Source organism: Cupriavidus sp. YR651 (genome assembly GCF_900101625.1).
Taxonomy (GTDB): domain Bacteria; phylum Pseudomonadota; class Gammaproteobacteria; order Burkholderiales; family Burkholderiaceae; genus Cupriavidus.
The window spans coordinates 77,360-104,187 of sequence record NZ_FMYZ01000007.1 but is presented as its reverse complement, the minus strand read 5'-3'; the positions used below and the strand labels follow the sequence as shown (position 1 = coordinate 104,187).

Here is a 26,828-nt window from a genome sequence, read left to right as displayed (position 1 = left end):
TAACAAAACGGAGGGCGTAGAATGCTTCGGACTGCGCTGTGGCTGCGACGGAACACTTCGACGGGCTCCTGACACCCCTGACAAAAACTCTACTGACAGAACCTGACAGCAGCTTCAGGCACACTGGGCTTGAACCGATCCGCGCAACCCCAAGATTCTAGCGTAATCCGCCAGTTTTCCTCAGGTTTTTCCCTACGTTTATGACGAATCTCGCCGAAGTCGCCCCGCCCCTGGACGAAGACAAATTCGTCAGTTTTCCGGGGTCGCCGTTCCAGCTCTACCAGCCGTACCCGCCCGCCGGCGACCAGCCCCAGGCGATCCGCCAACTGGTGGAGGGCGTGGAGGACGGTCTGTCGTTCCAGACGCTGCTGGGCGTGACCGGATCGGGCAAGACTTTCACGATGGCCAACGTGATCGCCCGGATGGGGCGTCCGGCCATCGTGTTCGCGCCAAACAAGACGCTGGCGGCGCAGCTGTATTCGGAATTCCGCGAATTCTTTCCGCGTAATGCGGTGGAGTACTTCGTCAGCTACTACGACTACTACCAGCCTGAGGCCTACGTCCCGCAGCGTGATCTGTTCATCGAAAAGGACTCGTCGATCAACGAGCATATCGAGCAGATGCGGCTGTCGGCCACCAAGAGCCTGCTGGAGCGACGCGACACGATTATTGTGGCGACGGTGTCCGCGATCTACGGTATCGGCAACCCGAGCGAATACCATCAGATGATTCTGACGCTGCGCACGGGTGACAAGATCAGCCAGCGCGACGTCATCGCGCGCCTGATTGCGATGCAGTACACGCGCAACGAGACAGACTTCCAGCGCGGGACATTCCGTGTACGCGGCGATACGCTCGACATCTTCCCTGCCGAGCATGCCGAGATGGCGGTGCGCGTGGAGCTGTTCGATGACGAAGTGGATTTGCTGCAGTTTTTCGATCCGCTGACGGGCCGCGTGCGGCAAAAGATCCCGCGTTTCACGGTCTATCCGTCAAGCCACTACGTCACGCCGCGTGAGACCGTGTTACGGGCCATCGAGACCATCAAGGTCGAACTGCGTGAGCGGCTTGACTTCTTCTATAAGGAAAACCGGCTGGTGGAGGCGCAGCGGCTGGAGCAGCGCTCGCGCTTCGACCTGGAGATGCTCGCCGAACTGGGCTTCTGCAAGGGCATCGAGAATTATTCGCGGCACCTGTCCGGCGCGCAGCCGGGGGAGCCGCCGCCGACGCTGGTCGACTATCTGCCGCCGGATGCCTTGATGTTCCTGGACGAATCCCACGTGCTGATCGGCCAGCTCAACGGCATGTACAACGGCGACCGCGCGCGCAAGACCACGCTGGTGGAGTATGGATTCCGCCTGCCGTCCGCACTGGACAACCGGCCGCTGAAGTTCGACGAGTTCGAGCGCAAGATGCGCCAGGTGATGTTCGTATCCGCCACGCCGGCGCAGTTCGAGCAGGCGCACGCGGGGCAGGTGGTGGAGCAGGTGGTGCGGCCGACCGGGCTGGTCGATCCCGTGATCCACGTGCGGCCGGCAACGACGCAGGTCGATGACCTGTTATCGGAGATTCATGTACGCGTGACGGCGAACGAGCGTGTGCTGGTGACCACGCTGACCAAGCGCATGGCCGAGCAGCTGACCGAGTTTCTTTCCGAGAACGGCGTCAAGGTTCGCTACCTGCACTCCGACATCGATACCGTGGAGCGTGTGGAGATCATCCGCGACCTTCGCCTGGGCACCTTCGATGTGCTGGTGGGCATCAACCTGTTGCGCGAGGGCCTGGATATTCCGGAGGTGTCGCTGGTCGCGATTCTCGATGCGGACAAGGAAGGCTTCCTGCGCGCCGAGCGTTCGCTGATCCAGACGATTGGCCGCGCGGCCCGCAATGTCAATGGCACCGCCATCCTCTATGGGGACCGGATAACGGATTCGATGAAGAAGGCCATTGACGAGACCGAGCGCCGGCGCGTCAAGCAGGTGGCGTTTAACGAGGCCAACGGGATCACCCCGCGTGGTGTCGTCAAGCGGATCAAGGACATCATCGATGGCGTCTACGATCCGAACGAAGTCAAGGCCGAGCTGACCGCCGCCGCCGAGCGCGCGAAGTACGAGGACATGAGCGAAAAGCAGGTCGCGAAGGAGATCAAGCGACTGGAAAAGCAGATGCTGGACCACGCCCGGAACCTGGAGTTCGAAAAGGCCGCGCAGGTTCGCGACCAGTTGGCCAAGCTGCGCGCGCAAGTGTTCGGGGCTGCTGCGGACGGCGATCACCTGTTGCCGCCGTCGAACTGAAGCGCAGCGCGCGCCACGGCGTGCCCGCGATAGTCCTATAGTGTAGGGCGGAGACGCCGGTTCACGAACGAGGAGCGCGCCATGGTGACACAGTTCGAATATGGTGGTTATGCGGTGGTGGCTCGTGCGATTCCACATGCCGGCGGCGGGTTTGCCGGTGTCGTGACGATTGCCGATGCGTTCGGAGAGCCAGGCGGACCCACATTTGAAACGGAAACTGGCGCGGCACCTACCCCAGAGGCGGCACTCGCCCTGGCGGAAGCCGCAGCCATGCGGAGCATCGATGCCGGTGAGGTGAACTGATCCCGGGCCAAGGGACGGAACAAGGCGCCGCCGGCATGACAGGAGATAGTCATGGCCTATAGCAGTGAGTGGAAGAAGAGGGTTTTCGAAACGCACGAGGTCCAGGTGCTGGTGAAACCCCGGTCGCCCATCGAATGGGAGTACACGGTGCGTGTGTGCCGGCCTGGCACGAATATCCGCGCATACGGGACGCTGGTCGAAACATCCCCGCCCACCGATCACTTCAAGACGCCGGAAGATGCCGAAGCGGCGGGATTTGCCCGAGGCAAGGTGCTGGCCGCGCAGTTGTTATAGCCGGCGGCGGGCGGAAGCCTTCCGCGCGGGGTCGCCGGGCGAGACCGGTGACAGCAGGCGGATATCGGCAACGGTAGAATCCTGCCGATGAAGAAATTTGCCATCCTGATGTGCTGCATGGGCAATATCTGCCGTTCCCCGACGGCGGAGGGCGTGCTGCGCGCAAAACTTTCTGATGCGGGCCTGTCCGATCGAGTCGAGCTCGATTCGGCCGGCACCCATGACTATCATCTGGGCCGCGCGCCCGATGCCCGCACGCAGCGCCATGCGCTGCGTCGGGGCTATGACCTGTCGGCGCTGCGCGCGCGTCTGGTTGACCGGGCGGATTTCGATCGCTTCGATCTCGTCCTGGCAATGGACCATGCCAATCTCGCGTCGCTGCGGTCGCTCCGTCCTGAGATCGGCGACGATAAATTGCGGCTCCTGATGAGCTTTGCGACGCAGCATGGGGCGGAGGAAGTCCCGGATCCCTACTACGGGGAGGGCGATGGCTTCGAGCGCGTGCTGGACTATGTCGAAGACGCCTGTGACGGCGTCATCGCCATGCTGAGCCAGCGGCTCCGCTGATTCGTGCCGGCATGACGCTCACGTGCGCGCGCGGTTCGCTCCCTGTCGTGCTGGGCAGTTCTTCCTCGAAGAGCCTTGCGAGTCACCTGTTGCGGGCGAATCGGCTTAAGAGATTTACGATGCGATGCAGCAGGGGTACTTGACTGAATTAGTCGGGAAAATTTATACTTGAGTCAAACGATCAAGTATTCCCGACGATCAAGTAGTCCTCTTCCCCGAGCATCATGAGACTGACCACCAAAGGCCGTTTTGCGGTAACCGCCATGATCGACTTGGCCATGCGCCAGGATCAGGGGCCCGTCACGCTCGCTGGCATCAGCCAGCGCCAGAAAATCTCCCTGTCCTATCTGGAGCAGCTGTTTGGCAAGCTGCGCCGGCACGAGATCGTGGAAAGCGTACGCGGGCCGGGCGGTGGCTACAGCCTCGCGCGCAAGGCCGAGGACGTCACGGTGGCGGATATCATCATCGCCGTGGACGAACCCCTGGACGCCACGCAGTGCGGAGGGAAGGGCAATTGTAACGGGGATGATGGTTCCGGCCGCTGCATGACCCACGAACTGTGGGCCACGCTGAACCAGAAAATGGTCGAGTACCTGGACTCCGTCTCTCTCAAGAATCTGGTAGACCAGCAGCGCGCCCGACAACCCGCCGTACTCCACGACATGCGCGATGACGCCGCGCAGCAACCCGTGGCCGTCCCCCGCGGCAAGTCTGACAAGCAGGAAAAACCGGCGCGCCCCCGCGTGGTGAATTCGGTTTTCAGCCTGGCGCAGTCCTGAGCAGGATTGCGGCGGCTGGTTTAAACTATCGGTAGGCAACAAGCGATTAGCGGTCCCTATAAGGCAGTCATAACGATGAGCACCCCACATTTCCCCATCTACATGGATTACTCGGCCACCACGCCGGTGGACCCGCGCGTGGCGGACAAGATGATTCCGTACCTGCGCGAGCAGTTCGGCAATCCCGCATCGCGTAGCCACGCGTACGGCTGGGACGCCGAGCGCGCGGTGGAAGAAGCGCGCGAGCAGGTGGCCGCCCTGGTGGGCGCCGATCCGCGCGAAATCGTGTGGACGTCGGGCGCCACGGAGTCGGACAACCTGGCCATCAAGGGGGCCGCCAATTTCTACTCGGGCAAGGGCAAGCACATCATCACGGTGAAGACCGAGCACAAGGCCGTGCTGGACACCACCCGTGAGTTGGAACGCCAGGGCTTCGAAGTGACCTACCTCGATGTCAAGGACGATGGTCTCATCGACATGGACGTGTTCAAGCAGGCGATCCGCCCGGACACGATTCTGGTGTCGGTGATGCTGGTCAACAACGAGATCGGCGTGATCCAGGACGTCGAGCAGATCGGCGAGATCTGCCGCGCCAAGGGCATCATCTTTCACTGTGATGCCGCCCAGGCGACTGGCAAGGTGGCGATCGACCTGAATACGCTGAAGTGCGACCTGATGTCGTTCTCGGCTCACAAGACTTACGGCCCGAAGGGCATCGGCGCCCTGTACGTGCGACGCAAGCCGCGCGTACGTCTGGAAGCGCAGATGCACGGCGGCGGCCACGAGCGTGGCATGCGCTCGGGCACGCTGGCCCCGCACCAGATCGTCGGCATGGGCGAAGCCTTCCGCCTGGCCCGCGAGGAAATGGCGACGGAAAACGAACGTATCCGCATGCTGCGCGACCGTCTGTGGCGCGGCCTGTCGGGCATGGAAGAGGTTTACCTGAATGGTTCGCTGGAGCATCGCGTGCCGCACAACCTCAACGTCAGCTTCAACTATGTGGAAGGCGAGTCCCTGATCATGGCGATCAAGGAAGTGGCCGTGTCGTCGGGTTCGGCCTGCACGTCGGCTTCGCTGGAGCCGTCGTACGTGTTGCGCGCCCTGGGCCGCAACGACGAACTGGCGCACAGCTCCATTCGCTTCACCGTCGGTCGCTTCACTACCGAGCAAGAGATCGACTTCACCGCGGAACTGCTGAAGAGCAAGATCAGCAAGTTGCGCGACCTGTCGCCGCTGTGGGAGATGTTCAAGGACGGCGTCGACCTGAATTCGATCCAGTGGGCCGCGCACTGAGCGCCACCCGGAATTCCGAACAAGAACAACCCCATCAAAAGATTCGACAGAGGTAGCCAAAATGTCTTACAGCAACAAGGTTCTCGACCACTATGAAAATCCGCGCAACGTCGGTTCGTTCGACAAGAACGACGACGCGGTGGGCACCGGCATGGTCGGCGCCCCGGCCTGCGGCGACGTGATGAAGCTGCAGATCAAGGTGAACGAGGCTGGCGTGATCGAAGACGCGAAGTTCAAGACCTATGGCTGCGGCTCGGCCATCGCGTCGTCGTCGCTGGTGACGGAGTGGGTCAAGGGCAAGACCGTGGATCAGGCGCTGGAGATCAAGAACACCCAGATCGCCGAGGAACTGGCGCTGCCGCCGGTGAAGATCCACTGCTCGATCCTGGCCGAGGACGCCATCAAGGCGGCCGTCGAGGATTACAAGAAGAAGCACACCGGCGCCGAACAGCAGGCCGCCTGATTCGCTTCTTTTGTTGATGTGGCCGCGCGTGGCGACGAATGCGATGCGCGGTGTTCGACAGCAAGGCAACGATGATCACAATGACCGAAAAGGCGGCGAAGCACGTCGCCCGCTACCTGGAACGTCGCGGCAAGGGCGTAGGCCTGCGCCTGGGCGTGAAGACGACCGGCTGCTCTGGCCTGGCCTACAAGCTGGAGTACGTCGACGAACTCCTGCCTGAAGACGAGGTGTTCGAGACGCACGGCATCAAGGTGATCGTGGATCCCAAGAGCCTGCCGTACATCGACGGTACCGAACTCGATTTCGCGCGCGAAGGGTTGAACGAAGGTTTCCGTTTCAACAACCCCAACGTCAAGGACGAGTGCGGCTGCGGCGAGTCGTTCCGGGTCTGATCACCATGCCCACGCGGAGGATCCGATGGAGCGCAGTATCGTCGGATTTCACCGCGACGAATTTGGCGACTGGGTGGCCGAGCTCGAATGCGGGCACGGCCAGCACGTGCGCCACGATCCGCCCTGGCAGTCTCGTCCGTGGACGGTAACGGCCGAGGGAAGGGCATCGCGGCTTGGCTATCGGGTGAAATGCCTCAAGTGCGTGAGGCAGGAGCCGCCGGCAGAATGGGCGCGACGCGATGCCTGAGCAGCGCGGAAGCAGGACGACAAGGGGCGGCATGGCCGCTCCTTTTTGTTGGGGAAGCATTTGAAAGACGATTTTTTCTCGCTGTTCGGTCTGCCTGTCCGCTATGAGGTGGACGAGGCTGCGCTGGACAACGCCTATCGCACCGTCCAGTCGCAGGCCCATCCGGACCGCTTTGCCAACGCCGGCGATGCCGAGCGGCGCGTCGCCATGCAATGGGCCGCGCATGCCAATGAAGCCTACCGGACGCTGCGCCAGCCACTCAAGCGCGCCATCTACCTGCTCTCGCTGCGCGGCGTCGACATCCAGGCCGAAAGCAATACGGCGATGGCACCGGCATTCCTGATGCAGCAGATGGAATGGCGCGAGGCGTTGCAGGAGGCCGTGGAGGACCGTGCGGCGGATCGGCTGGATGGCCTGCTGCGCGACCTTCGCCTGGAAAAACGTGAGCGCCACGCGGCGCTCGGGGCGCTGCTGGATGCGGGCGACGATGCCGCCGCCAGCGCCGCGGCGCGACAACTGATGTTTATCGAGAAGATCGAACACGACGCCAGCGAGGCTATCGACCGGATCGAAGGCTAGGGTATCCCGACGCATTGGTGGGGGACGTGCCACAATGGCGCCCCTGCTGGTCCGGTACGGGACTTGGGTGGCTTGAAAACCACCGAGGGCCACCGAATACCGCCAATGCGAAGCCACGGCGCGCCCCACAAGAACACGCGAAGAATCATCATGGCACTGCTCCAGATTTCCGAACCCGGCATGTCGCCGGCGCCGCACCAGCGTCGCCTGGCAGTCGGTATCGACCTTGGCACCACCAACTCCCTGGTGGCAGCCGTCCGCAACAGTATTCCGGAAGTCCTGGCGGACGAACGCGGTCGTTCGCTGCTGCCGTCCGTGGTCCGCTATCTGCCGGACCGCACCGTCCATATCGGCTACAAGGCCCAGGACGAATCGGTGCGCGACCCCAAGAACACGGTTGTCTCCGTCAAGCGCTTCATGGGTCGCGGGCTGCGCGATGTGGCGAACATCGAGCACAGTCCGTACGACTTCGTCGATGCGCCGGGCATGGTGCAGATCAAGACCGCTGCCGGGATCAAGAGCCCGGTGGAGGTGTCGGCCGAGATTCTTGCCACGCTGCGCCAGCGTGCCGAGGACTCGCTGGGCGATGACCTCGTTGGTGCCGTGATTACGGTGCCTGCCTATTTCGATGACGCACAGCGTCAGGCGACCAAGGACGCGGCCCAGCTGGCCGGCCTGGACGTGCTGCGTCTGCTGAACGAGCCCACTGCGGCGGCCATTGCCTATGGCCTGGACAATGCCGCCGAAGGCATCTACGCGGTCTACGATCTGGGCGGCGGCACCTTCGATATTTCGGTGCTCCGGCTGACCAAGGGCGTATTCGAGGTGATGTCGACGGGTGGCGATTCCGCGCTCGGCGGCGACGACTTCGACCAGCGCCTGCTGTGCTGGATCGTCGAACAGGCCGGCCTGCAGCCCCTTTCCGCCGAGGACTCCCGCTTGCTGATGATCCGCGCCCGCGCGGCCAAGGAAGCGCTGTCCGAAAGCGACAGCACGGTGATCGACGCCGTGCTGGCCAGTGGCGAGATCGTGCACCTGCCGCTGCCGGCGACCATCTTCAATGAGATTACGTCACACCTGGTGCAGAAGACGCTGGCGCCGGTGCGCAAGGCGCTGCGTGATGCGAGCGTCAGCCCCGACGAGGTCAAGGGTGTAGTGCTGGTGGGCGGGGCTACCCGCATGCCGTCGATTCGCAAGGCCGTGGGTGAGTTCTTCGGTCAGTCCCCGCTGACCAACCTCGATCCGGACAAGGTGGTGGCGCTGGGCGCCGCCATGCAGGCCAATTTGCTGGCCGGTAATCACGCTCCGGGCGAAGACTGGCTGCTGCTGGACGTCATCCCGCTGTCGTTGGGCGTGGAAACGATGGGTGGCCTGGTCGAGAAGATCATCCCGCGCAACAGCACGATTCCCGTTGCCCGCGCGCAGGAATTCACCACGTTCAAGGATGGCCAGACCGCCATGGCGATCCATGTGCTGCAGGGCGAGCGCGAACTGGCGATCGATTGCCGCTCGCTGGCCCGCTTTGAACTGCGCGGCATTCCGCCGATGGTGGCCGGTGCGGCGCGCATCCGCGTGACCTATCAGGTGGATGCCGACGGCCTGCTGTCCGTGTCCGCGCGCGAGACGCAATCGGGTGTGGAAGCTTCGGTGTCGGTCAAGCCGTCCTATGGACTGGCCGATGACGACATCGCGCGCATGCTGCAGGAGAGCTTCCGCGAGGCCGAGCATGATATGAAGAGCCGCGCGCTGGCCGAGGAGCGCGTCGAGGCCGACCGACTGGTCGAAGCCACCACGCGTGCGCTGGAGGTCGACGGCGACCTGCTGTCCGCCGACGAGCGTGCCTCTGTGGAGGTGCTGATGGCCAGCGTCCGCCAGATCGCGAAGGGCGAGGACCACCAGGCCATCAAGGCCGCCGTGGAACAGCTTTCGCGTGGTACCGATGATTTTGCCGCCCGCCGCATGGACCGCTCGATCAAGAGCGCGCTGGCCGGCCGCAAGGTGCAGGAGCTCGGCTGATCCCCGCGCCGCACCCTAACGACTGATATTCAGGAAAGACATGCCACAGATCATCGTATTGCCTCACGTCGAATTGTGTCCCGAAGGGGCCGTGTTCGAAGCCGGAAAGGGCACCAGCGTCTGCGATGCGCTGCTCGCCAACGGCATCGAGATCGAGCACGCGTGCGAAAAATCGTGCGCCTGCACGACCTGCCACGTGATCGTGCGCGAGGGTTTCAACTCGCTGGAAGACGCCGAGGAAAAGGAAGAGGACCTGCTCGACAAGGCCTGGGGCCTGGAGCCGAACTCGCGCCTGTCCTGCCAGGCGCTCGTGTCCGACGAAGACCTGACCGTCGAGATTCCGAAATACACGATCAATCACGCCAAGGAAGGCCACTGAGCCGGGCACTTTCCCTCGGAGCTACCCCATGAAATGGACTGATACCTACGACATTGCCGCGGCGCTGTACGACAAGTACCCCGACGTGGACCCGGTGACGGTACGCTTTACCCAGCTGCGCCAATGGGTGCTGGAGCTCGACGACTTCAGCGATATGCCGGAGCGGTCGGGCGAGAAGATTCTGGAGGCCATCCAGGCCGCATGGATCGAGGAAGCGCAGTAAGCATCGCGACAAGCGCGGATTGACGAAGTACATCGAAAAAAGGGGCCGGCCCATCGCCGCGCCCCTTTTTTCATGGCCGTCGGTCAGAAGCGATACCCGAGGCCGGCCAGGATTACGTCGGTATCGCGGTCATAGCCCGTGACCGTGCGATTCCACGACAGCCGCGTTAGCCAGTGTTCGCCCAGCCGGTAGCTGGCCGACATGGTCATCAGGCCGGACCAGCGCGATGGGGTGCTGCCCTGGTTCCGGGCATTCTCGGTCAGGTCGATCGCGTAATACGGTCCAACGCCCAGGCCCAGGGTCAGCTTGTCGTGAAAGAACGCGCGCTCGAGCCACGCCTGAGCGGCCACGCCGTTGCGGCGAAGCGTGCTGCTTTCGCCCTCATTGATGTAGCTGATCGTGCCGGACATATACCGCCAGAGGCCGCGCCGGTATTCGACCGCTTTGGCCACTGACGTTTCCGAGTCGAAGGTGTTCACGATGGTCTGCCCCAGGAACACCGTCAGCTCGTTCTGCGTCACGTCGTCGGTGCGGCCGGGTGGCGGCACCAAGGGGCCACCGCGGTCGCCGCGGTCGAGCTGATAGCCCACGCCGAGCAGGAACGTGTTGGTCTTGATGCTTGAAGGCGTCTGCGCCCTGTTGAACCGGGCCTGGAGCATCCACGGGCCGCCGTCGAGGTACCACGTGGCAGCCAGGCTGGCCAGCATCCCCCAGCCGTGCTGATTGTCGGAGGAGCCGCTCGCGTCGCGATCGGTGGTGTCGAAGTAGCGATACGGACCTGCGCCAACGGCCAGCGTCAGCTTGCGATCGAAGGCGAGGTAGCGCCACCACAGCTGTGCGCTGTGGCCGTCACGATGATGATTGGTGACGTGGCCCTCGTTGAGGTAGGTGAAAGTCGCGTACCAGTGCTCGCTCAGGTTGTGCTGATAGGCGAAGGCGTAGCCGTAGCTCATCTCGCCTGCCGAGTGGGTGGACTGCACCCCCCCGAGCAGCAGCAACTCCTGCCCGCAGGCCATGGGTGATACCAGCGCGAGCCACAATCCGCCAGCCAGTACCAGCCCCCGCGCGGCAAGGCGTTGCCTGCTGTGGCTGGATTCGGCGGGGGCGCGAGGCATCATGAGCCGAGATGGGGGTAGTCAAGGTGACGGTCGATCTGATCATCATAGCAACAAAGGGCCGGCGCAAGGCCGACCCTTTCGTGCGAAAACTCACGGTGATGCCACACCGGCTAGCCGGTCACCAGGACCCCCTTCTCCATATGCACACGCTGGCCGACCTCAACCCCCGGCGGGTTCTGGTAAGTGAACGTCCGGCGGCTGCCGTCATCCATCTGCACGCTTACGCGATATTGCTTGTCCTTGTTCACGCGTTTCTCGACATAGTTGCCGGCGAAGCCGCCCGCGGCAGCACCGGCGACGGTGCCGAGAATTCTGCCATTTCCGTGGCCGATCTGATTGCCGAGCAGGCCGCCAACCACCGCACCGCCCACCGCGCCAACGCCGCTGGTGGGCTTCTCCGACTCGATGGTTGTCACATTGGTGACCCGGCCGGCGGTGTGGCTTGGCTTGGAGGCAGGTACCGGGCGCTGCTCGGGCTGTGCCTGCTGGGCAGGGGGTTGCGGCGCAGCGTTCTGAGCGCTCTGAGCGTTCTGCGCCAGTTGGGCCTGCTGCATGTCGTAGGCCGGCGGACGCGTGGTCGATCCCGGTGGCAGTGCCTCGTTCACCTGATTCGGCTGATTTGCCTGATTCGGCTGGTTTGCCGGGGATGACGTGGATGACCCGGATGACGTGAGGGGCTGCGGGGCCTGCGCGGCGTAGGGTGCCGGGTCATAGGCCGGTCCTTGATTCGCCTTGCCGAGGGGCAGCACGCCGGTCACGGCGGCTACCGCGGTCAGGCTGGCGATCACCACCGCCACGGCGGCCGCGCCGACCAGCGGATGCAGACGTCGCTGCGGCGGCAGCGAGGGGGGCGGAACGGATTCCTTCGAAGCAGACGATACAGTCGCCGGGCTTTGCATTTGTTGTTCTCCTGTCGACCGGCCAAGCCGGTCCATGCACTCAAGTTTGGCTGAAGCGGGGCACGATTGCCGTTTGATTTTGTAAGCATCTGTAGCGCCAAAAACACAGGTAAATCATGGGGTTGCAACGATATCGGTGGCCGTCCTACAGACCCCGCTGTAACAAACCGGCATGCCATGTGCAGTCGCCTGCTGTCGCGCTGGAATGCAAAAAGCCCCGCCGGAGGGGCGGGGCTTTTGTCATCTCTCTCTGCTTTTTGCCGATTGGCAGTCCGGATCAGTCTTCCCGGCGCAGGTGCGGGAACAGGATGACGTCGCGGATGTTGGGGCTGTCCGTCAGCAGCATGACCAGACGGTCGATGCCGATGCCGCAACCACCCGTCGGGGGCATGCCGTACTCGAGCGCGCGGATGTAGTCGGCGTCGAAGTACATCGCTTCCTCGTCGCCCGCATCCTTCTGCTCGACCTGCTTGCGGAAGCGGTCGGCCTGGTCCTCGGCATCGTTGAGCTCCGAGAAGCCATTGGCGATCTCCCGGCCCGTGATGAACAGCTCGAAGCGTTCCGTGATCCCCGGCACCGTGTCCGATGCACGCGCCAACGGCGACACCTCGACCGGGTAGTCGACGATGAACGTCGGTTCCCAGAGCTGGGCTTCGGCCGTTTCCTCGAACAGCACCAGTTGCAGCGTGCCCAGGCCCGCGTTCAGGAACTGCGGCGCGCCGGTGTTCACGCCGAACTTCTTCAGTTCGGTGCGCAGGAAGTCGGCATCGGCCAGTTGCGCGTCGGTGTACTCCGGCGCGAACTTCTGGATGGCCTGGCAGATGGTCAGGCGATGGAACGGCTTGGCCAGATCCAGTTCGCGACCCTGGTATGTCACGGTGGCGCTGCCCCGCGCATCGATCGCGGCCTGGCGGATCAGGTTCTCGGTGAAGTCCATCAGCCAGCGGTAGTCCGTGTAGGCCGCGTAGAACTCCATCATCGTGAACTCGGGGTTGTGGCGCGGGCTCACCCCTTCGTTACGGAAGTTGCGGTTGATCTCGAACACACGCTCGAAGCCGCCGACGACCAGACGCTTGAGGTAGAGCTCCGGTGCGATACGCAGGAACATCTGCATGTCCAGCGCATTGTGGTGCGTGATGAACGGCTTGGCCGCGGCGCCACCGGGAATCGGGTGCAGCATCGGCGTTTCCACTTCCATGAAGCCGGCGTCGGCCATATGGCGACGCAGCGACGAGATGGCGTTGGTGCGGGCACGGAACGTGGCGCGCGTCTCGGGCGAGACGATCAGGTCCACATAGCGCTGGCGATATTTGGTTTCCTGGTCGGCCAGGCCGTGGAACTTGTCCGGCAGCGGGCGCAGGGATTTCGACAGCAGGCGCAGCTCACGCACCTGCACGGACAACTCGCCCTTGTTGGTGCGGAACAGTTCGCCGCGCGCGCTGACGATGTCGCCCAGGTCCCAGTGCTTGAACGCGGCGTACACGTCCTCGCCCACCTTGTCGCGCGTGACGTAGAACTGGATCTGGCCGCTGCCGTCCTGCACGGTGGCAAAGCTGGCCTTGCCCATCACGCGCTTGAGCATCATGCGGCCGGCGATGGCCACTTCCACCGGACTGGCTTCCAGCGTGGGCTGGTCGGTCTCGCCATACTGCGCGTGCAGCGCGGCGGCCTGGTGCGTCGGGCGGAAATCGTTGGGGAAGGCCACGCCTTGCTGGCGCAGGGCCTGCAGTTTCTCGCGCCGCTCAGCGATGATCTTGTTCTCGTCTACGGCAGGCGTGTCGGCGGCTGGGGCGCGGGTCGGTTCGGTCATGATGGTTCGGTCGGGCGCGGGCCAGGCCCGCGCGGGTTCGGTTCAGTAATTGCGGATGTCGTCGAGCTCGGTCTTGCCGAAGTCCGGACGTGCCAGGTAGGCGACGATGCGTTGCGCGGTCTCTTCCGGCGACGCCAGCTGCGCGTTGGCCTTCAGGTCACGGAAGCGCTGCACCTGGGCGAAGTCCGCGCCGCGGATGGTTTCCTGCATGCCGGTATCCACCACGCCCGGGGCCAGGGCCACCGCGCGCACCGTGCGCGGCTCGGGGATGCTGGCGTATTCGGCGTTAACGGCGCGCATGAACATGTCCAGGCCGGCCTTGCCGGTGCAGTAGGCGCTCCAGCCCTGCACCGGGTTGCGCGCGGCACCGGAAGAGATGCCGAGCACCTTGCGCGGGCAGTCGAGGCGTGCGGTGTGTTCGATGAACGCGCCGGTCATCGTCATCGGCGTGGCCAGGTTGGTCAGCAGGTGCGGGACCAGCGTGGTCTCGTGCAGCTCGGTGATCGGGCCAATCGGTTCCACCACGCCGGCATTCAGGATCAGCGTCACGCTGGCCGGGGCGTCATCCACGGCGTCCAGCACGCTGCCCAGCCAGCCAGCCGCGGCGCCCGGTTGCGACAGGTCCTGCAGGTGCCAGGCCACCGGAACGCCGCTGGCCGTGGCCTCGGCTTCCAGCTCGGGGCTGCGGCTGCGCGCCACGCAGATGACGCGGTTGCCCGGCTTCAGCAGCGCGCGCGTCAGTGCGGCGCCCAGGCCGCGCGAGGCGCCGGTGACGATGTAGAGATGGATTCCTGCGCTCATGGTGCCCCGGAATGTCGTTGTGGTTGGCGGCGTGCCGCTTCGGTTTTGGGAACTCGAAAACGCCTCCCGCACGGGCGGGAGGCGTTGCTGGCCTACAGGCCCTGTTTCAGGCTGGCCTCGATGAACGGGTCGAGGTCACCGTCCAGCACCTTCTGTGTGTTGGACATTTCCACGTTGGTACGCAGGTCCTTGATCCGGCTCTGGTCCAGCACATACGAGCGGATCTGGTGGCCCCAGCCCACGTCGGTCTTGCCGGCTTCCAGCTTGTCGGCCTCGGCCTGGCGCTTGCGCATTTCATGCTCGTACAGGCGCGACTTCAGCATCGACATGGCCTCGGCACGGTTGCGGTGCTGCGAACGGTCGTTCTGGCACTGCACGACGATGCCGGTGGGGATGTGCGTGATCCGGACGGCGGAGTCGGTCTTGTTGATGTGCTGACCACCGGCGCCGGAGGCGCGGTAGGTATCCACGCGCAGGTCGGCCGGGTTGACTTCCACCTCGAACGAATCGTCGACTTCCGGGTACACGAACACCGACGAGAACGACGTATGGCGGCCGCCCGACGAATCGAACGGCGACTTGCGCACCAGCCGGTGCACGCCGGTTTCCGTACGCAGGTAGCCGAACGCGTACTCGCCTTCGATCTTGATCGTGGCGCTCTTGATGCCCGCCACGTCGCCTTCGGATTCTTCCAGCACCTCCGCCTTGAAGCCCTTGCGCTCGCAGTACTTCAGGTACTGGCGCAGCAGCATCGACGCCCAGTCGCACGCTTCCGTGCCGCCGGCGCCAGCCTGGATGTCGATGAACGCATTGGCCTGGTCCATCTCGCCCGAGAACATGCGGCGGAATTCCATGTCCGCCACGATGGCCTCGAAGCCCTTGACGTCGGCCTCGATGGCTTCGAGCGTATCGTCGTCACCTTCCTCGCGCGCGAGCTCGAACAGCTCGTCCGCGCCGGAAAGGTCGTCCGTCAGCTTGCCGAGGACCTGTACCACGGCCTCGAGCGCTTTCTTTTCCTTGCCAAGATCCTGGGCCCGCTTTGGGTTGTTCCAGACATCCGGGTCTTCCAGTAGCCCGTTGACTTCGTCCAGGCGTCCTACTTTGACATCGTAGTCAAAGATACCCCCGTAGATCTTCCGTCCGGGAACGGAGATCGGAGATGGCACCGGAGATGGCGTTAAGGCGTTCTGCTTCCATGATGTTCCTGCGCTTCAAAACCTTGAATTATAGCGGATCGGCGCCGCGGATCCGGGGTGGATTTGCCCGCGCGCGACGTCGGCGGCGCGAACGGTTCGCGCAGCGAACGGTCTACAACGGGGTCGGTGCGCCACATCGGCGAGAATACGGGCTACAACAAGGAGTCACCTCGAACGCATGACTGCAACGAACCATGACATCGTGGCGGCGCGACGCCGCATACTGGGCCGGCTGGCCGGGGCGTCAATGGCTGCCGCCCTGACCACCGTGCTGGCGGCCTGCGGCACCACTTCCGGCGAACCCGCCCCCGACGGCTTCTACCGGGTGGAGCGGGGCGACACGCTGTACTCGATCGCCCGCCGCAACAAGCGATCGGTGGCCGAGCTCTCGCGCTGGAACGATTTGCCGAGCACCAACCAGATCGAAGTCGGGCAACTGATCCGCGTCCGGCCGCCAGCCGGCGCGGGGGGATCGTCCTCGGCCGCCAGGGCCGACAATGCCGACAAGGCGGCCAGGGCGGCACAAGCCGATACCACGCCGTTGAAGCCGCCTGCCAGCGCCATCAAGCTGCAATGGCCGGCCGATGGCCGCGTCACCGGACGCTTCTCGCTGCCTTCGGAAAAGGGGCTACGGATCGAGGTCCCGGCCAACGGCACGGTCCGCGCCGCCGCCGCCGGCTGGGCGATCCACGTCGGCACGCTGCGCGGCTACGGGATGCTGGTGATCCTCAAGCACAGCGACGACTGGTTGACGGTCTACGGCAACCTGGACAAGCCGCTGGTGAAGGAGGGCGCCCGGGTATCGACGGGGCAGGAGATTGGGAGCATGGCCTCGGCCGCCGAACTGCACTTCGAGGTGCGCGGCAACGGCAAGCCGGTGAATCCGGCCGACTACCTGCCGTCGCGCGGCTGAGCCGGCGCACAGCCGGAGGTTGCCGGAATCTGCCGGCCACCTCCGGTGATTTCCGGCGATTCCCGGCGATGGCGCCATCGCCCCATCACCCTATCGCGCCATGACGTTATTGCGCGTGTTCGATCACCAGCTGGACGCGCGTGACGCCGTTGAACGTGTTGTTGTCCAGCCGATAGGCCACTGTCGCGCTGGCGCCATCCAGCGCATCCGCGTGGTTGAACCAGATCGCGTCAAAGCGCTGGCTGCCGCGCCCAAGCTGCAGTTTCAGATGCTTGCCCTTGAGCACGGTCTGGCGCAGCACGTCGAACTCCCCGCAGAACGTCGGCGGAGGAAATCCCTGGCCCCACACCTGGCCTTCCAGCAGCGTTACGAATTCCGGGCTGAAGCAGGCATCCTCGATGTCGCCATCGGTCTCGATCACCCGCGCCAGTTGCTCTTCGCTCAGCCATTCGCGGCCCACGGCTTCGAAGGCGGCCATGAAGGTGTCGAAATCCCTGGCGCGCAGCGTCATGCCCGCCGCCATCGCGTGGCCGCCGAACTTGACCAGCAGGCCCGGATGGCGCTTGGACACCAGGTCCAGCGCGTCGCGCAGATGGAACCCGGGAATCGAGCGGCCCGAGCCCTTGATATGTTCGTCATCCCCCGGCGCGAACGTGATCGTCGGCCGGTGGAACTTCTCTTTCAGGCGGGAGGCGACGATGCCGATCACGCCCTGGTGCCACGTGTCGTTGAACACGCTGACGGTGTAGCGTGACGCCGGGTCCAGCCCCGCCAGCGGCTGCTCGAGGATCTGCAGCGCTTCCTGCTGCATGCCGGCCTCGATGTCGCGCCGCTCGCGATTCATGCCATCCAGTTCCTGGGCGATGTCCCAGGCGCGGTTCGGGTCGTCGGTTAGCAGGCATTCGATGCCGAGCGACATGTCGGCCAGCCGGCCGGCCGCATTCAGGCGTGGGCCCAGGCCGAAGCCGAGGTCGAACGTATTGGCGCGCGGCGCCTCGCGCCCGGCGGCGCGGAACAGCGCGGCCACGCCCGGGTGCATGCGGCCCGCGCGCATCCGGCGCAGACCCTGCGCCACGAGGATCCGGTTGTTGCTATCCAGCTTGACCACATCGGCCACGGTACCCAGCGCCACCAGGTCCAGCAGCGTCTGCAAAGGCGGCTGGGTGGCCTGCGTGTAGACGCCGCGCTTGCGCAGCTCCGCCCTCAGCGCCAGCAGCACGTAGAACATCACGCCCACGCCCGCCAGGTTCTTGCTCGGAAACTCGCAACCGGGCTGGTTCGGGTTGACGATCACGGCGGCGTCCGGCAGTACCGCGCCGGGCAGGTGGTGGTCGGTGACCACGACATCGATGCCACGCGCATTGGCCGCAGCCACGCCGTCGACGCTCGCGATGCCGTTGTCGACGGTCACGATCACATCCGGCCGCTGCTGCGCGGCCAGCTCCACAATCTCCGGCGTCAGGCCGTAGCCGTACTCGAAGCGGTTCGGGACGATGAAGTCCACGTGTGCGCCGAGCATCCGCAGGCCGCGTACGCCGACCGCGCAGGCGGTGGCGCCGTCGCAGTCGTAGTCGGCGACGATCAGCAGTTTGCGATGGGCCGCAATGGCATCCGCCAGGTATTCGGCCGCGTGGCCGATGCCTTTCATGGACGACGGCGGTGACAGCTCAGGCAGATCCGTGGCCAGCTCGGACGGATGCAGCACACCGCGCGCCGACAGGATGCGGGCGAGCGTGGGGTGGAGTCCCGATGCGGCCAGCGTGCTGGCGTGGGCGTCGGAGTAGGGGCGGACGGCGATCCGGGTCATGGTTGGTCGTTCGAAACGGTTCTGCGATATTCGGGAGCGATGCGGGGGCGCGATGGCGGACGGGCGATGGCCGGGGGCTGGGCGACGGGCTCAGGCGGCCATCAGGCGGCCATCGCCAGATCGGACAGCAGCGCGCGCCAGTCGCCGCGCGGACCCAGGCCGCGCCAGAACTTGCGCAAGTCCCCGCGCCGCACGGTGAATTCGGCAAAATGATTCTCGCCGCCTAGCACCAGCGTGACTGCCTGAATCTTGCCGTCTACCAGCGCGGCCAGCGCCGGCGCGAACCAATCGGCGTCAAGCGCGTGCATCTGTTCGATCCACAGACCCCAGTCCTGGGCAATATGCGCTTCGGTGGCGGTGTCGAGCATCGCCAGCACATCGCCGTCGGTGTTCGCAATGTCCACAAAGCGTGCCGGTTGCGGGCCCAGTTGGCTGCCACCGGCCAGAGCCAGGCCGGCCAGGAACGGGTCGTCGGTCAGCACTGTGCCGGCCAGCGGCTTCACGGGCACGCGTTTGCCGCCGCCGTGCAGCCAGACCGAATTGATCGGCAGTCGGCCCTCGGCCTCGCGGGCCTGGTTGACCGGGTGGTCGTGCCACGTCATCTGGATCTCGTTCTGGAGCCGCCGCCAGTCGCGCGCCCGCGCGCCGGCCTGCATCCAGATATCGATATTGCGGCCCGTGGCCCGCACTGGCGTGGTGGCGTCCAGATCGCCAAACGTCGCTTCGGGCACATACCAGCGGGCGGGGTGGGGAGTGTCGAGCAGGATGTCGGATTCACTCAGCAGGTCCCCGATGGCGGCGCGCAGTGCCGCGGCCTCATCGGGGCGGATTTCCAGCTGGTCGGGATGCATCAGCACCAGGTGGTCGCGCGCGGCGTGGATATGGACCGGCTGGAGGCAGGCCCAGGCCGGCTCGTCAATGGCCGCGCCGCCGCCGGCTCCGATATCATTCGTCCCCGCTGCGGCGTCCGCGGCATCGTGCCGCAGGTCGGCCAGCCGCATATAGGGCGCAGTCGGCACCTGCTTGGTGTCCAGGCCAGCCCGTCCGGCCAGCCAGCGTTCCTGCGGCAGGCTGCGCAGGAAGGGATCGTCGTGCCGCTCGCGCGGGCCGGGCGTCGCGCGGGTCAGCAACTTTCCGAGCGCCGGCAACTCCAACTGCCGCAGCAGTGCGCCGGGCACGACATCGTCCGTGGCGTCGTCGCCGGCGCCGGGCGGGACGGAAAAGGGCACAATCAGGGTCAGGTGCGTCATCATGGTTGCCGAGATTGTAAACTTCCGGCTGGCCGGCGCCAGTTTTCCGTCACCCGACGGCCGAAGGCGGCCCACCGGCGCATCCCCCGAACAACAGGACTTCTCTTGAACTTTCCCTACGAGTGGCAGATCGGCTGGCGATATACCCGCGCAAGCAAGCGCGCCAGTCGCAACACGTTCATTTCGTTCATCTCGATGATCTCGATGCTGGGCATCGCGCTCGGCGTGGCGGCGCTGATCGTCGTGCTATCGGTGATGAACGGCTTCCAGAAGGAAGTGCGAGACCGGATGCTGTCGGTCTTGTCGCACATCGAGGTCATCGGCCCGACGGCATTGCCGGACTGGCAGAAGACCGCCGCCGAAGCGATGCAAAACAAGGAAGTCATTGGCGCCGCGCCCTACGTGGCGGCGCAGGCCATGCTCACGCGCGAAGACGCCGTACGCGGCGTGCTGCTGCGCGGTGTGGACCCTGCCGAGGAGCCGAAGGTCTCCGACATCGGCAATCAGTTCCGTGCCGGCAACATGAACGCGCTGGTGCCCGGTGGTTTCGGCATCGCGCTGGGCAATGAGCTGGCCAATGCCATGGGCGTGCGCGTGGGCGACAAGGTCACGCTGGTGGCGCCGCAGGGCACCATCACCCCGGCAGGTGTGCTGCCGCGGCTCAAGCAGTTCACCGTCGTTGGCGTGTTTTCCTCCGGTCACTATGAATTCGACAGCGCGCTGGCGCTGATCGACATCCAGGACGCCGAGACGCTGTTCCGCCAGCCCGGTCCCACCGGCGTGCGGCTCAAGCTGTCGGATATGCAGCGCGCCCCGCAGGTAGCCGAGTCCCTGGCCGGGACGATGACCGGCGACCTCTACCTGCGCGACTGGTCCAAGCAGAACCGCAACTGGTTTGCCGCCGTGCAGACCGAGAAGCGCATGATGTTCATCATCCTGACGCTGATCATCGCGGTGGCGGCTTTCAATCTGGTCTCCACGCTGGTCATGACGGTGACCGACAAGCAGGCGGACATCGCCATCCTCCGCACGATGGGCGCGCAGCCGCGCTCGATCATGAAGATCTTCATCGTGCAGGGCGTGGCCATCGGGTTTATCGGCACGCTGCTCGGCGTGCTGGGCGGCACGCTGATCGCGACCAATATCGACGTGATCGTGCCTTTCATCGAGCGGTTGCTGCACGTGCAGTTCCTGCCTAAAGACATCTACTTCATCAGCGAATTGCCCTCGGATCCCCGCGTGAACGACATCGCCACCATCGGCATCATCTCCTTCGTGCTGGCCACGCTGGCCACGATCTACCCCAGCTGGCGCGCCTCGCGCGTCAATCCGGCGGAGGCGCTGCGCTATGAGTGAGACCACGCTGCTCCAGGAAACCACGGTGCCGGGCGTGCCCGGATTGAAGGTGCAGTCCGGTACCCCGGTGCTGGTGGCCGAAGGCCTGACCAAGCGCTTCCATCAGGGCGGGCTCGACGTCGAGGTGCTGCGCGGCGTCGACGTGCGCGTGGACGCAGGCGAGAAGGTCGCCATCGTCGGCGCGTCCGGCTCGGGCAAGTCCACGTTGCTCCACGTACTGGGCGGGCTCGACAACCCGGACGCCGGTCGGGTGGCGCTCCTCGGCAAGCCGTTCACGGCGCTGCGCGAAAGTGAACGCAATATCGTCCGCAACCGCGCGCTGGGCTTTGTGTACCAGTTCCATCACCTGCTGCCGGAGTTCACCGCGCTCGATAACGTAGCCATGCCGATGCGTATCCGCGGCCTGAAGGAGCATGAGGCGCGCGCCGCCGCGCAGGCCATGCTCGACCGCGTGGGTCTCGGTGGCCGCGCGAAACACCGGCCCGGCGAGCTGTCCGGCGGCGAGCGGCAGCGCGTGGCCGTCGCGCGTGCGCTGGTTGGCCAGCCGGCCTGCGTGCTGGCTGACGAGCCGACCGGCAACCTCGACGACCACACTGCGGGCGGCGTGTATGACCTGATGCTGGAACTGTCGCAGACGCTTGGCACGAGCTTCGTCATCGTCACCCACGACCAGGATCTGGCTGGGCGATGCGACCGCGTTCTGCGCCTGCGCGACGGGCACCTGCATCGCGAGCGCTGACCGGTTTGCCTTGATCGGCCACTTTTCCCGTTACGACTTATCCCGCTAGTTTTCCTGACCATTTTTCCGTCACCTCACCGGCCACGCCCCCGCCATGTGGATCGACACGCATTGCCATCTTGACGCCAGCGAATTCGATGACGACCGCGACCGCGTGACGGCGGCCGCCCTCGAAGCAGGGGTGTCCGGCATCGTGCTGCCCGCCGTGGCGGTTTCCAACTTCGACGCCGTGCGCGCGCTGGCCGGCAACGGCTCGCATTGCGTCTATGCGCTCGGCATCCACCCGCTCTGCTCGCCGGGTGCGGGGCAGTCCGACGTGGACGAGCTGCGGCGCCAGGTGGCGATGTCGATGGACGACCCACGCTTTGTCGCCATCGGCGAGATTGGCCTCGACTTCTTCGTCCCGGGGCTGGACGCCGCCCACCAGACCTGGCTTTACGCCGAACAACTCAAGGTCGCGCGCGAGTTCGACCTGCCGGTATTGCTGCACGTTCGCAAGTCGCAGGACCAGGTGTACGCGCAACTGCGCCGGGTGGGTGTCCGGCAAGGCATCGCGCACGCCTTCAACGGCAGCCACGAGCAGGCGCGCCGCTTTGTCGATCACGGCATGAAGCTCGGCTTCGGCGGCAACCTGACCTTCAGTCGCGCGCGACAGATCCGCCGGCTGGCCACGGACTTGCCGCTCGAGAGCCTCGTGCTGGAAACCGACGCGCCCGATATCGCGCCAGCCTGGCTATCCGACGACCAGTTCGGCGAGCAGCACAAGGCCCGCAACACGCCGGGCGAGGTGGCGGGTGTTGCGCGCGTGCTGGGCGAGCTGCGCGGCGTGCCAGAGCGCGCGCTGGCCGACATCATGTGGCGCAATTCGGTGGCCGCGCTGCCGCGGCTGGCGACGTTTGCCGACATCATGGCCCCGCGCTGAGCGGCGGCACAAGACCTCCGTCGCCGATTTAACCATCTGCCACACAAGCGTATCCGTCGGACACGTTTGACCCCATTCCTTCGCTGTACAAATACGCCATCGGAGTTGTGTGCCGGGAGGTGCGATGCGTGCTGTGCTGCTGGCTTTCGCGGCGGGATGCTGGCTGCTCCAGCAGCAGGCCGCATTGCCGGCGTGGTGGTCGTGGGCGAGCGTAATGGGCGGGGCGGGTGTGTGGTGGGCAGCGCGTTGGCGGAGGGTGGGGCCACGGGGTGGGTGCGGCCCGGCATTGACGCCATGGGATATGCGGGCGGCGGTGGTGGTCATGGCGATGGCGGCCGGATTCGGGTGGGGTGCGTGGCGTGCGGAAGCCCGACTTGGGGATTGGCTCCATGCCGCGCTGGCGGAACGGGATATTTCGGTCGAGGGCGTCGTGGCGGGGCTGCCGGATATGGCCGAGCATGGCGCGCGATTTCTTTTCATGCCTACGGGGGGCAATCAATCAGGTAGAGCCGCACATACGGCATCAGGTACGGCGTCAGGTGCGGCGGTAGGTACGGTGGGACCGGACGGCGAGGAACCGGTGGGCTTGCCGGAGCGTTTGCTCCTGAGTTGGCGCGAGCCGCCCGAAGCGCTGCAGCCGGGACAGCGCTACCGACTGACCGTGCGGCTGCGCCGGCCGCGCGGACTGGCCAATCCGCACGGGTTTGACTATGCATACTGGCTACTGGCGGCCGGGGTGGGCGCGACAGGACACGTCCGCCATGCGGTGCCCATCTTGGAGACGACACCGTCCATGCAGGCGCCGATGCCATTGGCGATTCGCATCGACGCATGGCGTGCCCGGCTGCGCGACCATCTTCGTGCGGCGCTGCCGGACGAGGCGCGATTTGGCGCGGTCCTGGTGGCGCTGGTGGTCGGCGATCAGCACGGCATCGCACAGGCCGACTGGGAGGTTTTCCGACGTACGGGGATTGCGCATCTGGTCAGCATCTCCGGGCTGCACATCACGATGATCTCAGGTGCGTTGGGGGCGTTGGCGCATCGTTTGTGGGCGCACTCACTCGGCCTCGGGCGGTACTTGGGGCGGCCACTGCCGCTGATCTGGCCCGCCCAACAGGCGGCATTGGTTGCGGCGGTGCTGGCAGCGCTCGGGTACGGGCTGATTGCCGGCATGCAGGTTCCGGCGCTACGCACGGTAACGATGCTGGCCGTCGCCGCGCTGGCGCTTTGGGTTGGTCGTGCGCCGCCGGCCTCGGTTGTGCTCGCGTGGGCGGCGGGCATCGCTGTGGCGATCGACCCGTGGGCGGTGATGTCACCAGGGTTCTGGCTGTCGTTCGGTGCCGTGGCGGTGATCTTCCTGGCGGCCCGACGTGAGCGGGCGCCGCCCCCTGAGGGCTGGCAGGCACGGGGACGCGCGCTGCTGGTGGAGGCCGCGCGCACGCAATGGGCTGTGACGATCGGACTGGTGCCACTGACGTTGCTGTTGTTTGGGCAGGTTTCCGTGGTGTCGTGTATTGCCAATGCGATGGCGATCCCGGTGGTCAGCCTGCTGGTCACGCCGATGGCGCTTGTGGGGGCGGTGCTGCCGCTGGCGTGGGCGACGCCATTGCTGGCGGTCGCGCATGAGTTGATGGCGTGGCTGGTGGCGGCTCTCGCATGGCTGGCAACGCCCACGTGGGCGGTGTGGGAAGCGGCGCACCCCGGCCCGGTTGCCTTGGCGCTGGCGTTGTCGGGTGTGGTGGTCGTGCTGGCGCCGCGGGCGACCCCAGGTGTGAGCGCTCAAGGGGGAGCGAAGGTGCCATCGACGACCGGGTTGGTGTCCGGGCTGGTTGCAAGATTTGCCACCAGACTGGCATCCAGATCGGCTTTCAGATCAACCCTCAGATCGGCGCCTAGATTGGCTTTCAGATCGGTAATCAGATCGGCTGTTGGCTTGCTTGCGAGGGTGACCTGTGGATCGACATCTGGATCGACCTCCGGATCGACCTCCGGATCGACCTCCGGATCGACCTCCGGATCGGCGCCGCCGTGGCGCGCACACTTGCCGCCACGCTGGCAAGGGGTGCTGCTGATGTTGCCAATGCTCGTGGCCGGGCGCGACCCCGTGGCACCGGGGGAATTCCGTGTGACCGCGCTCGACGTGGGGCAGGGCACGGCCGTGCTTGTGGAAACGCGCTCCCACGCGCTGCTGTATGACGCCGGGCCAGCGTATGCATCAGGCACGAGCGCGGGTGGGCAGGTCATCGTGCCGTTCCTGCGGGCGGCTGGCGTCCGGCGGCTTGACCTGCTGATGGTCAGCCATGAGGACGCCGATCACGCCGGTGGCGTGCGCGATCTGCTGGCCATGGTGCCGGTAGGTGCCCGTCTGACCGGGGCGCCGCTTGCGCATCCGTTACTGGCGAACGTGGCTGGAAAAAGGGGCGAAAGGGGTAAAAGGGGTGAAAGCTGGAAGCCATGCATGGCTGGCGGGGAATGGGTCTGGGACGGTGTGAGCTTTGCCATCTTGCATCCGTCAGAAGCCGATCTTGCCAATGGGCGGCTGGCCAGCAACGCTCGCAGCTGCGTGCTGCGCGTGGCCACGGCACATCGCAGCATGCTGCTGACCGGCGACATCGGTGAACGCGAGGAGCGCGCGCTGGTCGCCCGCGTGCCACCGCATCAGCTCCGTGCGGACATTCTGCTGGTGCCGCATCACGGCAGTGGCACGTCGTCGGGAGCGGCGTTCCTGCGTGCCGTGCGGCCGCAAGCGGCAGTGTTCCAGCTGGGATACGCGAACCGGTATCGCCATCCGCGCGATGACGTGTGGAAGCGGTACGAACGGGCAGGCATCGCCCGGTTCCGGGCGGACGAGACTGGTGCGGTCACGGTTGTCACGCGTGGCGGGCACCATGTCGTGTCGACGTACCGGCAGCAGGTGCGCCGGTACTGGCGCGATGCGCCCCCGGCGCCGCGCTAGGGGCGCCGCCAGACGCGCGCGGCGGCCAGCGGGATGGCTCGGGCGGAGCCCGGGATCAGCGCGTCGTCTGCTTGCGCGTGCGGCGCGGGGCGGGGCTGGCTCCCATGGCGCTGGTGCTAGCTGTGCGACTGCGGGCGTCAGCGGTCCTGATCGCCTTGCCGGGAGCGGCGGCGGCACGGCCGGTTCGGGCCGGCACGGATGCGGTGGTCGACGCGGTGGTAGCTGCGTCGGTTGAAGCGGAATCCCGCGCAGTGCTTGCCGCAACGCCGGCGGCCTCCTGCGGTGCGAGTTGGGCCGGTTCCGCGCCGGCAATACGGCGCTCGCGCAGATGCGCCTTGGCGCGTTGCAGTCCGGCGGCCACCGCGTCCGCGCGTTCGAGCGCCACGCCGGCCGCCAGAACGTCGCCGAGCACCAGGTGGCAGATACGCGAGGTCATCGGCGTGTAGACCTCGCTGTCTTCTTCCACGTCGGAGAACACACAGACGTCGGCCAGACGGGCCAGCGGAGATCCGCTGTGCGTGAGCGCCAGCACACTGGCGCCGCTGGCGCGGGCGAGCGTGGCGGCAGTCAGCATGTCCCAAGTGCGGCCGCTGTTGGAGACCAGCACGGCCACGTCGCCCGGCCGCAACAGCGCGGCGGACATGCTGAAGACGTGCGAATCGGAATAGGCCGTGGTGGGAATGCCGAGGCGGAAGAACTTGTGCTGGATGTCCAGCGCGACGATGCCGGAATTGCCGCAGCCGTAGAACTCGATGCGGCGCGCGCTGGCCAGCAGCCGGATGCCGTGCTCGATCTGGTCTGCGGACAGCGCGTTGCGGACGCTCATCAACGTGGCGATGGTGCGGTCGAAGACCTTGCCGGCGATGTCGGCGGGGCGGTCGTCTGCCTTCACATCCTGATGCACGAATGGCGTGCCGCCACCGACGTTCTGGGCAAACTGAAGCTTGAACTCCTTGAAGCCGTCATAGCCGAGCGCCGCGCAGAAGCGCGCGATGGTCGGTTGCGAGACGCCGGCGCGCTCCGCCAGTTCCGGCATCGAAAGACGGATCACGCTGGCGCCGTGCCGGGCGACGTAGTCGGCAAGGCGACGTTCGGAGGGGCGGAGCGTGTCATAGACGGCAAGAATTCGGTCGCGCATGGTCGGGTCGTGCAGGGTGTCGGGCTGGGCTGGCCATCGTATGCGGCCATGACCGGGGTTCTGAAAATGTAGAGATTCTACACAGAACGTCATT

General features: G+C 65.6%; 26 protein-coding genes. 18 read left to right on the top strand and 8 right to left on the bottom strand.

Translation table 11 applies throughout. The features are described from left to right. The first annotated feature begins 200 nt into the window (after window positions 1-200). From uvrB to iscX, 13 genes are all read left to right on the top strand, one after another. Window positions 201-2,294 (top strand): excinuclease ABC subunit UvrB, encoded by a 2,094-nt coding sequence (gene uvrB / locus BLR29_RS19670; RefSeq protein ID WP_092138718.1) that lies wholly within the window; start codon window positions 201-203, stop codon window positions 2,292-2,294. 81 nt (window positions 2,295-2,375) lie between these two features. Further along, window positions 2,376-2,597 (top strand): hypothetical protein, encoded by a 222-nt coding sequence (locus tag BLR29_RS19665; protein ID WP_092138717.1) that lies wholly within the window; start codon window positions 2,376-2,378, stop codon window positions 2,595-2,597. 51 nt (window positions 2,598-2,648) lie between these two features. Further along, window positions 2,649-2,891 (top strand): hypothetical protein, encoded by a 243-nt coding sequence (locus BLR29_RS19660; RefSeq protein WP_092138716.1) that lies wholly within the window; start codon window positions 2,649-2,651, stop codon window positions 2,889-2,891. Window positions 2,892-2,978: 87 nt separating this feature from the next. After that, window positions 2,979-3,458: a low molecular weight protein-tyrosine-phosphatase gene (locus tag BLR29_RS19655; RefSeq protein ID WP_092138715.1), complete on the top strand. Its 480-nt coding sequence runs from the start codon at window positions 2,979-2,981 to the stop codon at window positions 3,456-3,458. Between the two features lie 224 nt (window positions 3,459-3,682). Then, window positions 3,683-4,237: a Fe-S cluster assembly transcriptional regulator IscR gene (gene iscR / locus BLR29_RS19650; RefSeq protein WP_092138714.1), complete on the top strand. Its 555-nt coding sequence runs from the start codon at window positions 3,683-3,685 to the stop codon at window positions 4,235-4,237. A gap of 69 nt (window positions 4,238-4,306) precedes the next feature. Next, window positions 4,307-5,530 (top strand): IscS subfamily cysteine desulfurase, encoded by a 1,224-nt coding sequence (locus BLR29_RS19645; RefSeq protein ID WP_304441192.1) that lies wholly within the window; start codon window positions 4,307-4,309, stop codon window positions 5,528-5,530. A 61-nt stretch (window positions 5,531-5,591) separates the two neighbouring features. Next, complete coding sequence (gene iscU / locus BLR29_RS19640; RefSeq protein WP_092138712.1) at window positions 5,592-5,993, top strand: Fe-S cluster assembly scaffold IscU; 402 nt, start codon at window positions 5,592-5,594, stop codon at window positions 5,991-5,993. Window positions 5,994-6,064: 71 nt separating this feature from the next. After that, window positions 6,065-6,385, top strand: a complete 321-nt coding sequence (gene iscA, locus BLR29_RS19635; RefSeq protein ID WP_092139140.1) for an iron-sulfur cluster assembly protein IscA — start codon at window positions 6,065-6,067, stop codon at window positions 6,383-6,385. A 25-nt stretch (window positions 6,386-6,410) separates the two neighbouring features. Next, complete coding sequence (locus tag BLR29_RS19630; RefSeq protein WP_092138711.1) at window positions 6,411-6,632, top strand: DUF3565 domain-containing protein; 222 nt, start codon at window positions 6,411-6,413, stop codon at window positions 6,630-6,632. A gap of 60 nt (window positions 6,633-6,692) precedes the next feature. Then, window positions 6,693-7,211, top strand: coding sequence for a Fe-S protein assembly co-chaperone HscB (gene hscB, locus BLR29_RS19625; RefSeq protein ID WP_092138710.1), 519 nt, complete (start codon window positions 6,693-6,695; stop codon window positions 7,209-7,211). Between the two features lie 150 nt (window positions 7,212-7,361). Next, on the top strand, window positions 7,362-9,227 hold the full coding sequence (gene hscA, locus BLR29_RS19620; protein ID WP_092138709.1) for a Fe-S protein assembly chaperone HscA: 1,866 nt from the start codon (window positions 7,362-7,364) through the stop codon (window positions 9,225-9,227). Between the two features lie 40 nt (window positions 9,228-9,267). Further along, window positions 9,268-9,606: an ISC system 2Fe-2S type ferredoxin gene (gene fdx / locus BLR29_RS19615; protein ID WP_092138708.1), complete on the top strand. Its 339-nt coding sequence runs from the start codon at window positions 9,268-9,270 to the stop codon at window positions 9,604-9,606. A gap of 28 nt (window positions 9,607-9,634) precedes the next feature. Then, the gene (gene iscX, locus BLR29_RS19610; RefSeq protein WP_092138707.1) at window positions 9,635-9,829 is read left to right on the top strand and encodes a Fe-S cluster assembly protein IscX; all 195 of its coding nucleotides are present in this window, start codon (window positions 9,635-9,637) and stop codon (window positions 9,827-9,829) included. An 83-nt stretch (window positions 9,830-9,912) separates the two neighbouring features. Here the strand turns inward: iscX and BLR29_RS19605 are convergent, their stop codons facing one another. The 5 genes from BLR29_RS19605 to prfB form a co-directional block, all read right to left on the bottom strand. Further along, window positions 9,913-10,947 carry a hypothetical protein gene (locus tag BLR29_RS19605; RefSeq protein ID WP_255371328.1) on the bottom strand — a complete coding sequence of 345 codons (1,035 nt, stop codon included), beginning with the start codon at window positions 10,945-10,947 and terminating at the stop codon, window positions 9,913-9,915. Between the two features lie 110 nt (window positions 10,948-11,057). Beyond that, entirely contained in the window at window positions 11,058-11,846 is a 789-nt protein-coding gene (locus BLR29_RS19600) for a glycine zipper 2TM domain-containing protein (RefSeq protein ID WP_092138705.1), read from the bottom strand. A gap of 277 nt (window positions 11,847-12,123) precedes the next feature. Continuing rightward, the gene (gene lysS, locus BLR29_RS19595) at window positions 12,124-13,656 is read right to left on the bottom strand and encodes a lysine--tRNA ligase (RefSeq protein WP_092138704.1); all 1,533 of its coding nucleotides are present in this window, start codon (window positions 13,654-13,656) and stop codon (window positions 12,124-12,126) included. A 42-nt stretch (window positions 13,657-13,698) separates the two neighbouring features. Beyond that, entirely contained in the window at window positions 13,699-14,457 is a 759-nt protein-coding gene (locus BLR29_RS19590; protein WP_092138703.1) for an SDR family oxidoreductase, read from the bottom strand. A 92-nt stretch (window positions 14,458-14,549) separates the two neighbouring features. Beyond that, window positions 14,550-15,654, bottom strand: a protein-coding gene (gene prfB, locus BLR29_RS19585) for a peptide chain release factor 2 (RefSeq protein WP_143018483.1) whose coding sequence is annotated in 2 segments (ribosomal slippage) — window positions 14,550-15,572 and window positions 15,574-15,654 — 1,104 coding nt in all. Because the reading frame shifts where the segments join, the coding sequence is not laid out codon by codon here. Window positions 15,655-15,831: 177 nt separating this feature from the next. Here prfB and BLR29_RS19580 point away from each other — a divergent pair. Then, window positions 15,832-16,566: a M23 family metallopeptidase gene (locus BLR29_RS19580; protein WP_092138702.1), complete on the top strand. Its 735-nt coding sequence runs from the start codon at window positions 15,832-15,834 to the stop codon at window positions 16,564-16,566. Between the two features lie 106 nt (window positions 16,567-16,672). Here the strand turns inward: BLR29_RS19580 and recJ are convergent, their stop codons facing one another. Together recJ and BLR29_RS19570 are read right to left on the bottom strand one after the other, a co-directional pair. Continuing rightward, complete coding sequence (gene recJ / locus BLR29_RS19575) at window positions 16,673-18,373, bottom strand: single-stranded-DNA-specific exonuclease RecJ (protein ID WP_092138701.1); 1,701 nt, start codon at window positions 18,371-18,373, stop codon at window positions 16,673-16,675. A 101-nt stretch (window positions 18,374-18,474) separates the two neighbouring features. Then, window positions 18,475-19,626, bottom strand: coding sequence for a hypothetical protein (locus tag BLR29_RS19570; protein ID WP_092138700.1), 1,152 nt, complete (start codon window positions 19,624-19,626; stop codon window positions 18,475-18,477). 102 nt (window positions 19,627-19,728) lie between these two features. Between BLR29_RS19570 and BLR29_RS19565 the strand changes: the two genes are divergently transcribed. The 4 genes from BLR29_RS19565 to BLR29_RS19550 all read left to right on the top strand — a co-directional run bounded on the left by BLR29_RS19565 (window position 19,729) and on the right by BLR29_RS19550 (window position 25,596). After that, a complete protein-coding gene (locus BLR29_RS19565) occupies window positions 19,729-20,979 on the top strand; it encodes a lipoprotein-releasing ABC transporter permease subunit (protein ID WP_092138699.1) in 1,251 nt (416 codons plus the stop codon). Beyond that, on the top strand, window positions 20,972-21,718 hold the full coding sequence (gene lolD / locus BLR29_RS19560; protein ID WP_092138698.1) for a lipoprotein-releasing ABC transporter ATP-binding protein LolD: 747 nt from the start codon (window positions 20,972-20,974) through the stop codon (window positions 21,716-21,718). Before BLR29_RS19565 ends, lolD begins: the two co-directional genes overlap by 8 nt. A gap of 94 nt (window positions 21,719-21,812) precedes the next feature. Continuing rightward, the gene (locus BLR29_RS19555; protein WP_092138697.1) at window positions 21,813-22,640 is read left to right on the top strand and encodes a TatD family hydrolase; all 828 of its coding nucleotides are present in this window, start codon (window positions 21,813-21,815) and stop codon (window positions 22,638-22,640) included. Window positions 22,641-22,764: 124 nt separating this feature from the next. Next, a complete protein-coding gene (locus BLR29_RS19550; RefSeq protein ID WP_092138696.1) occupies window positions 22,765-25,596 on the top strand; it encodes a ComEC/Rec2 family competence protein in 2,832 nt (943 codons plus the stop codon). A 55-nt stretch (window positions 25,597-25,651) separates the two neighbouring features. Here BLR29_RS19550 and BLR29_RS19545 read toward each other — a convergent pair whose 3' ends face one another. Next, entirely contained in the window at window positions 25,652-26,734 is a 1,083-nt protein-coding gene (locus BLR29_RS19545) for a MurR/RpiR family transcriptional regulator (RefSeq protein ID WP_255371327.1), read from the bottom strand. Window positions 26,735-26,828 lie beyond the last annotated feature (94 nt).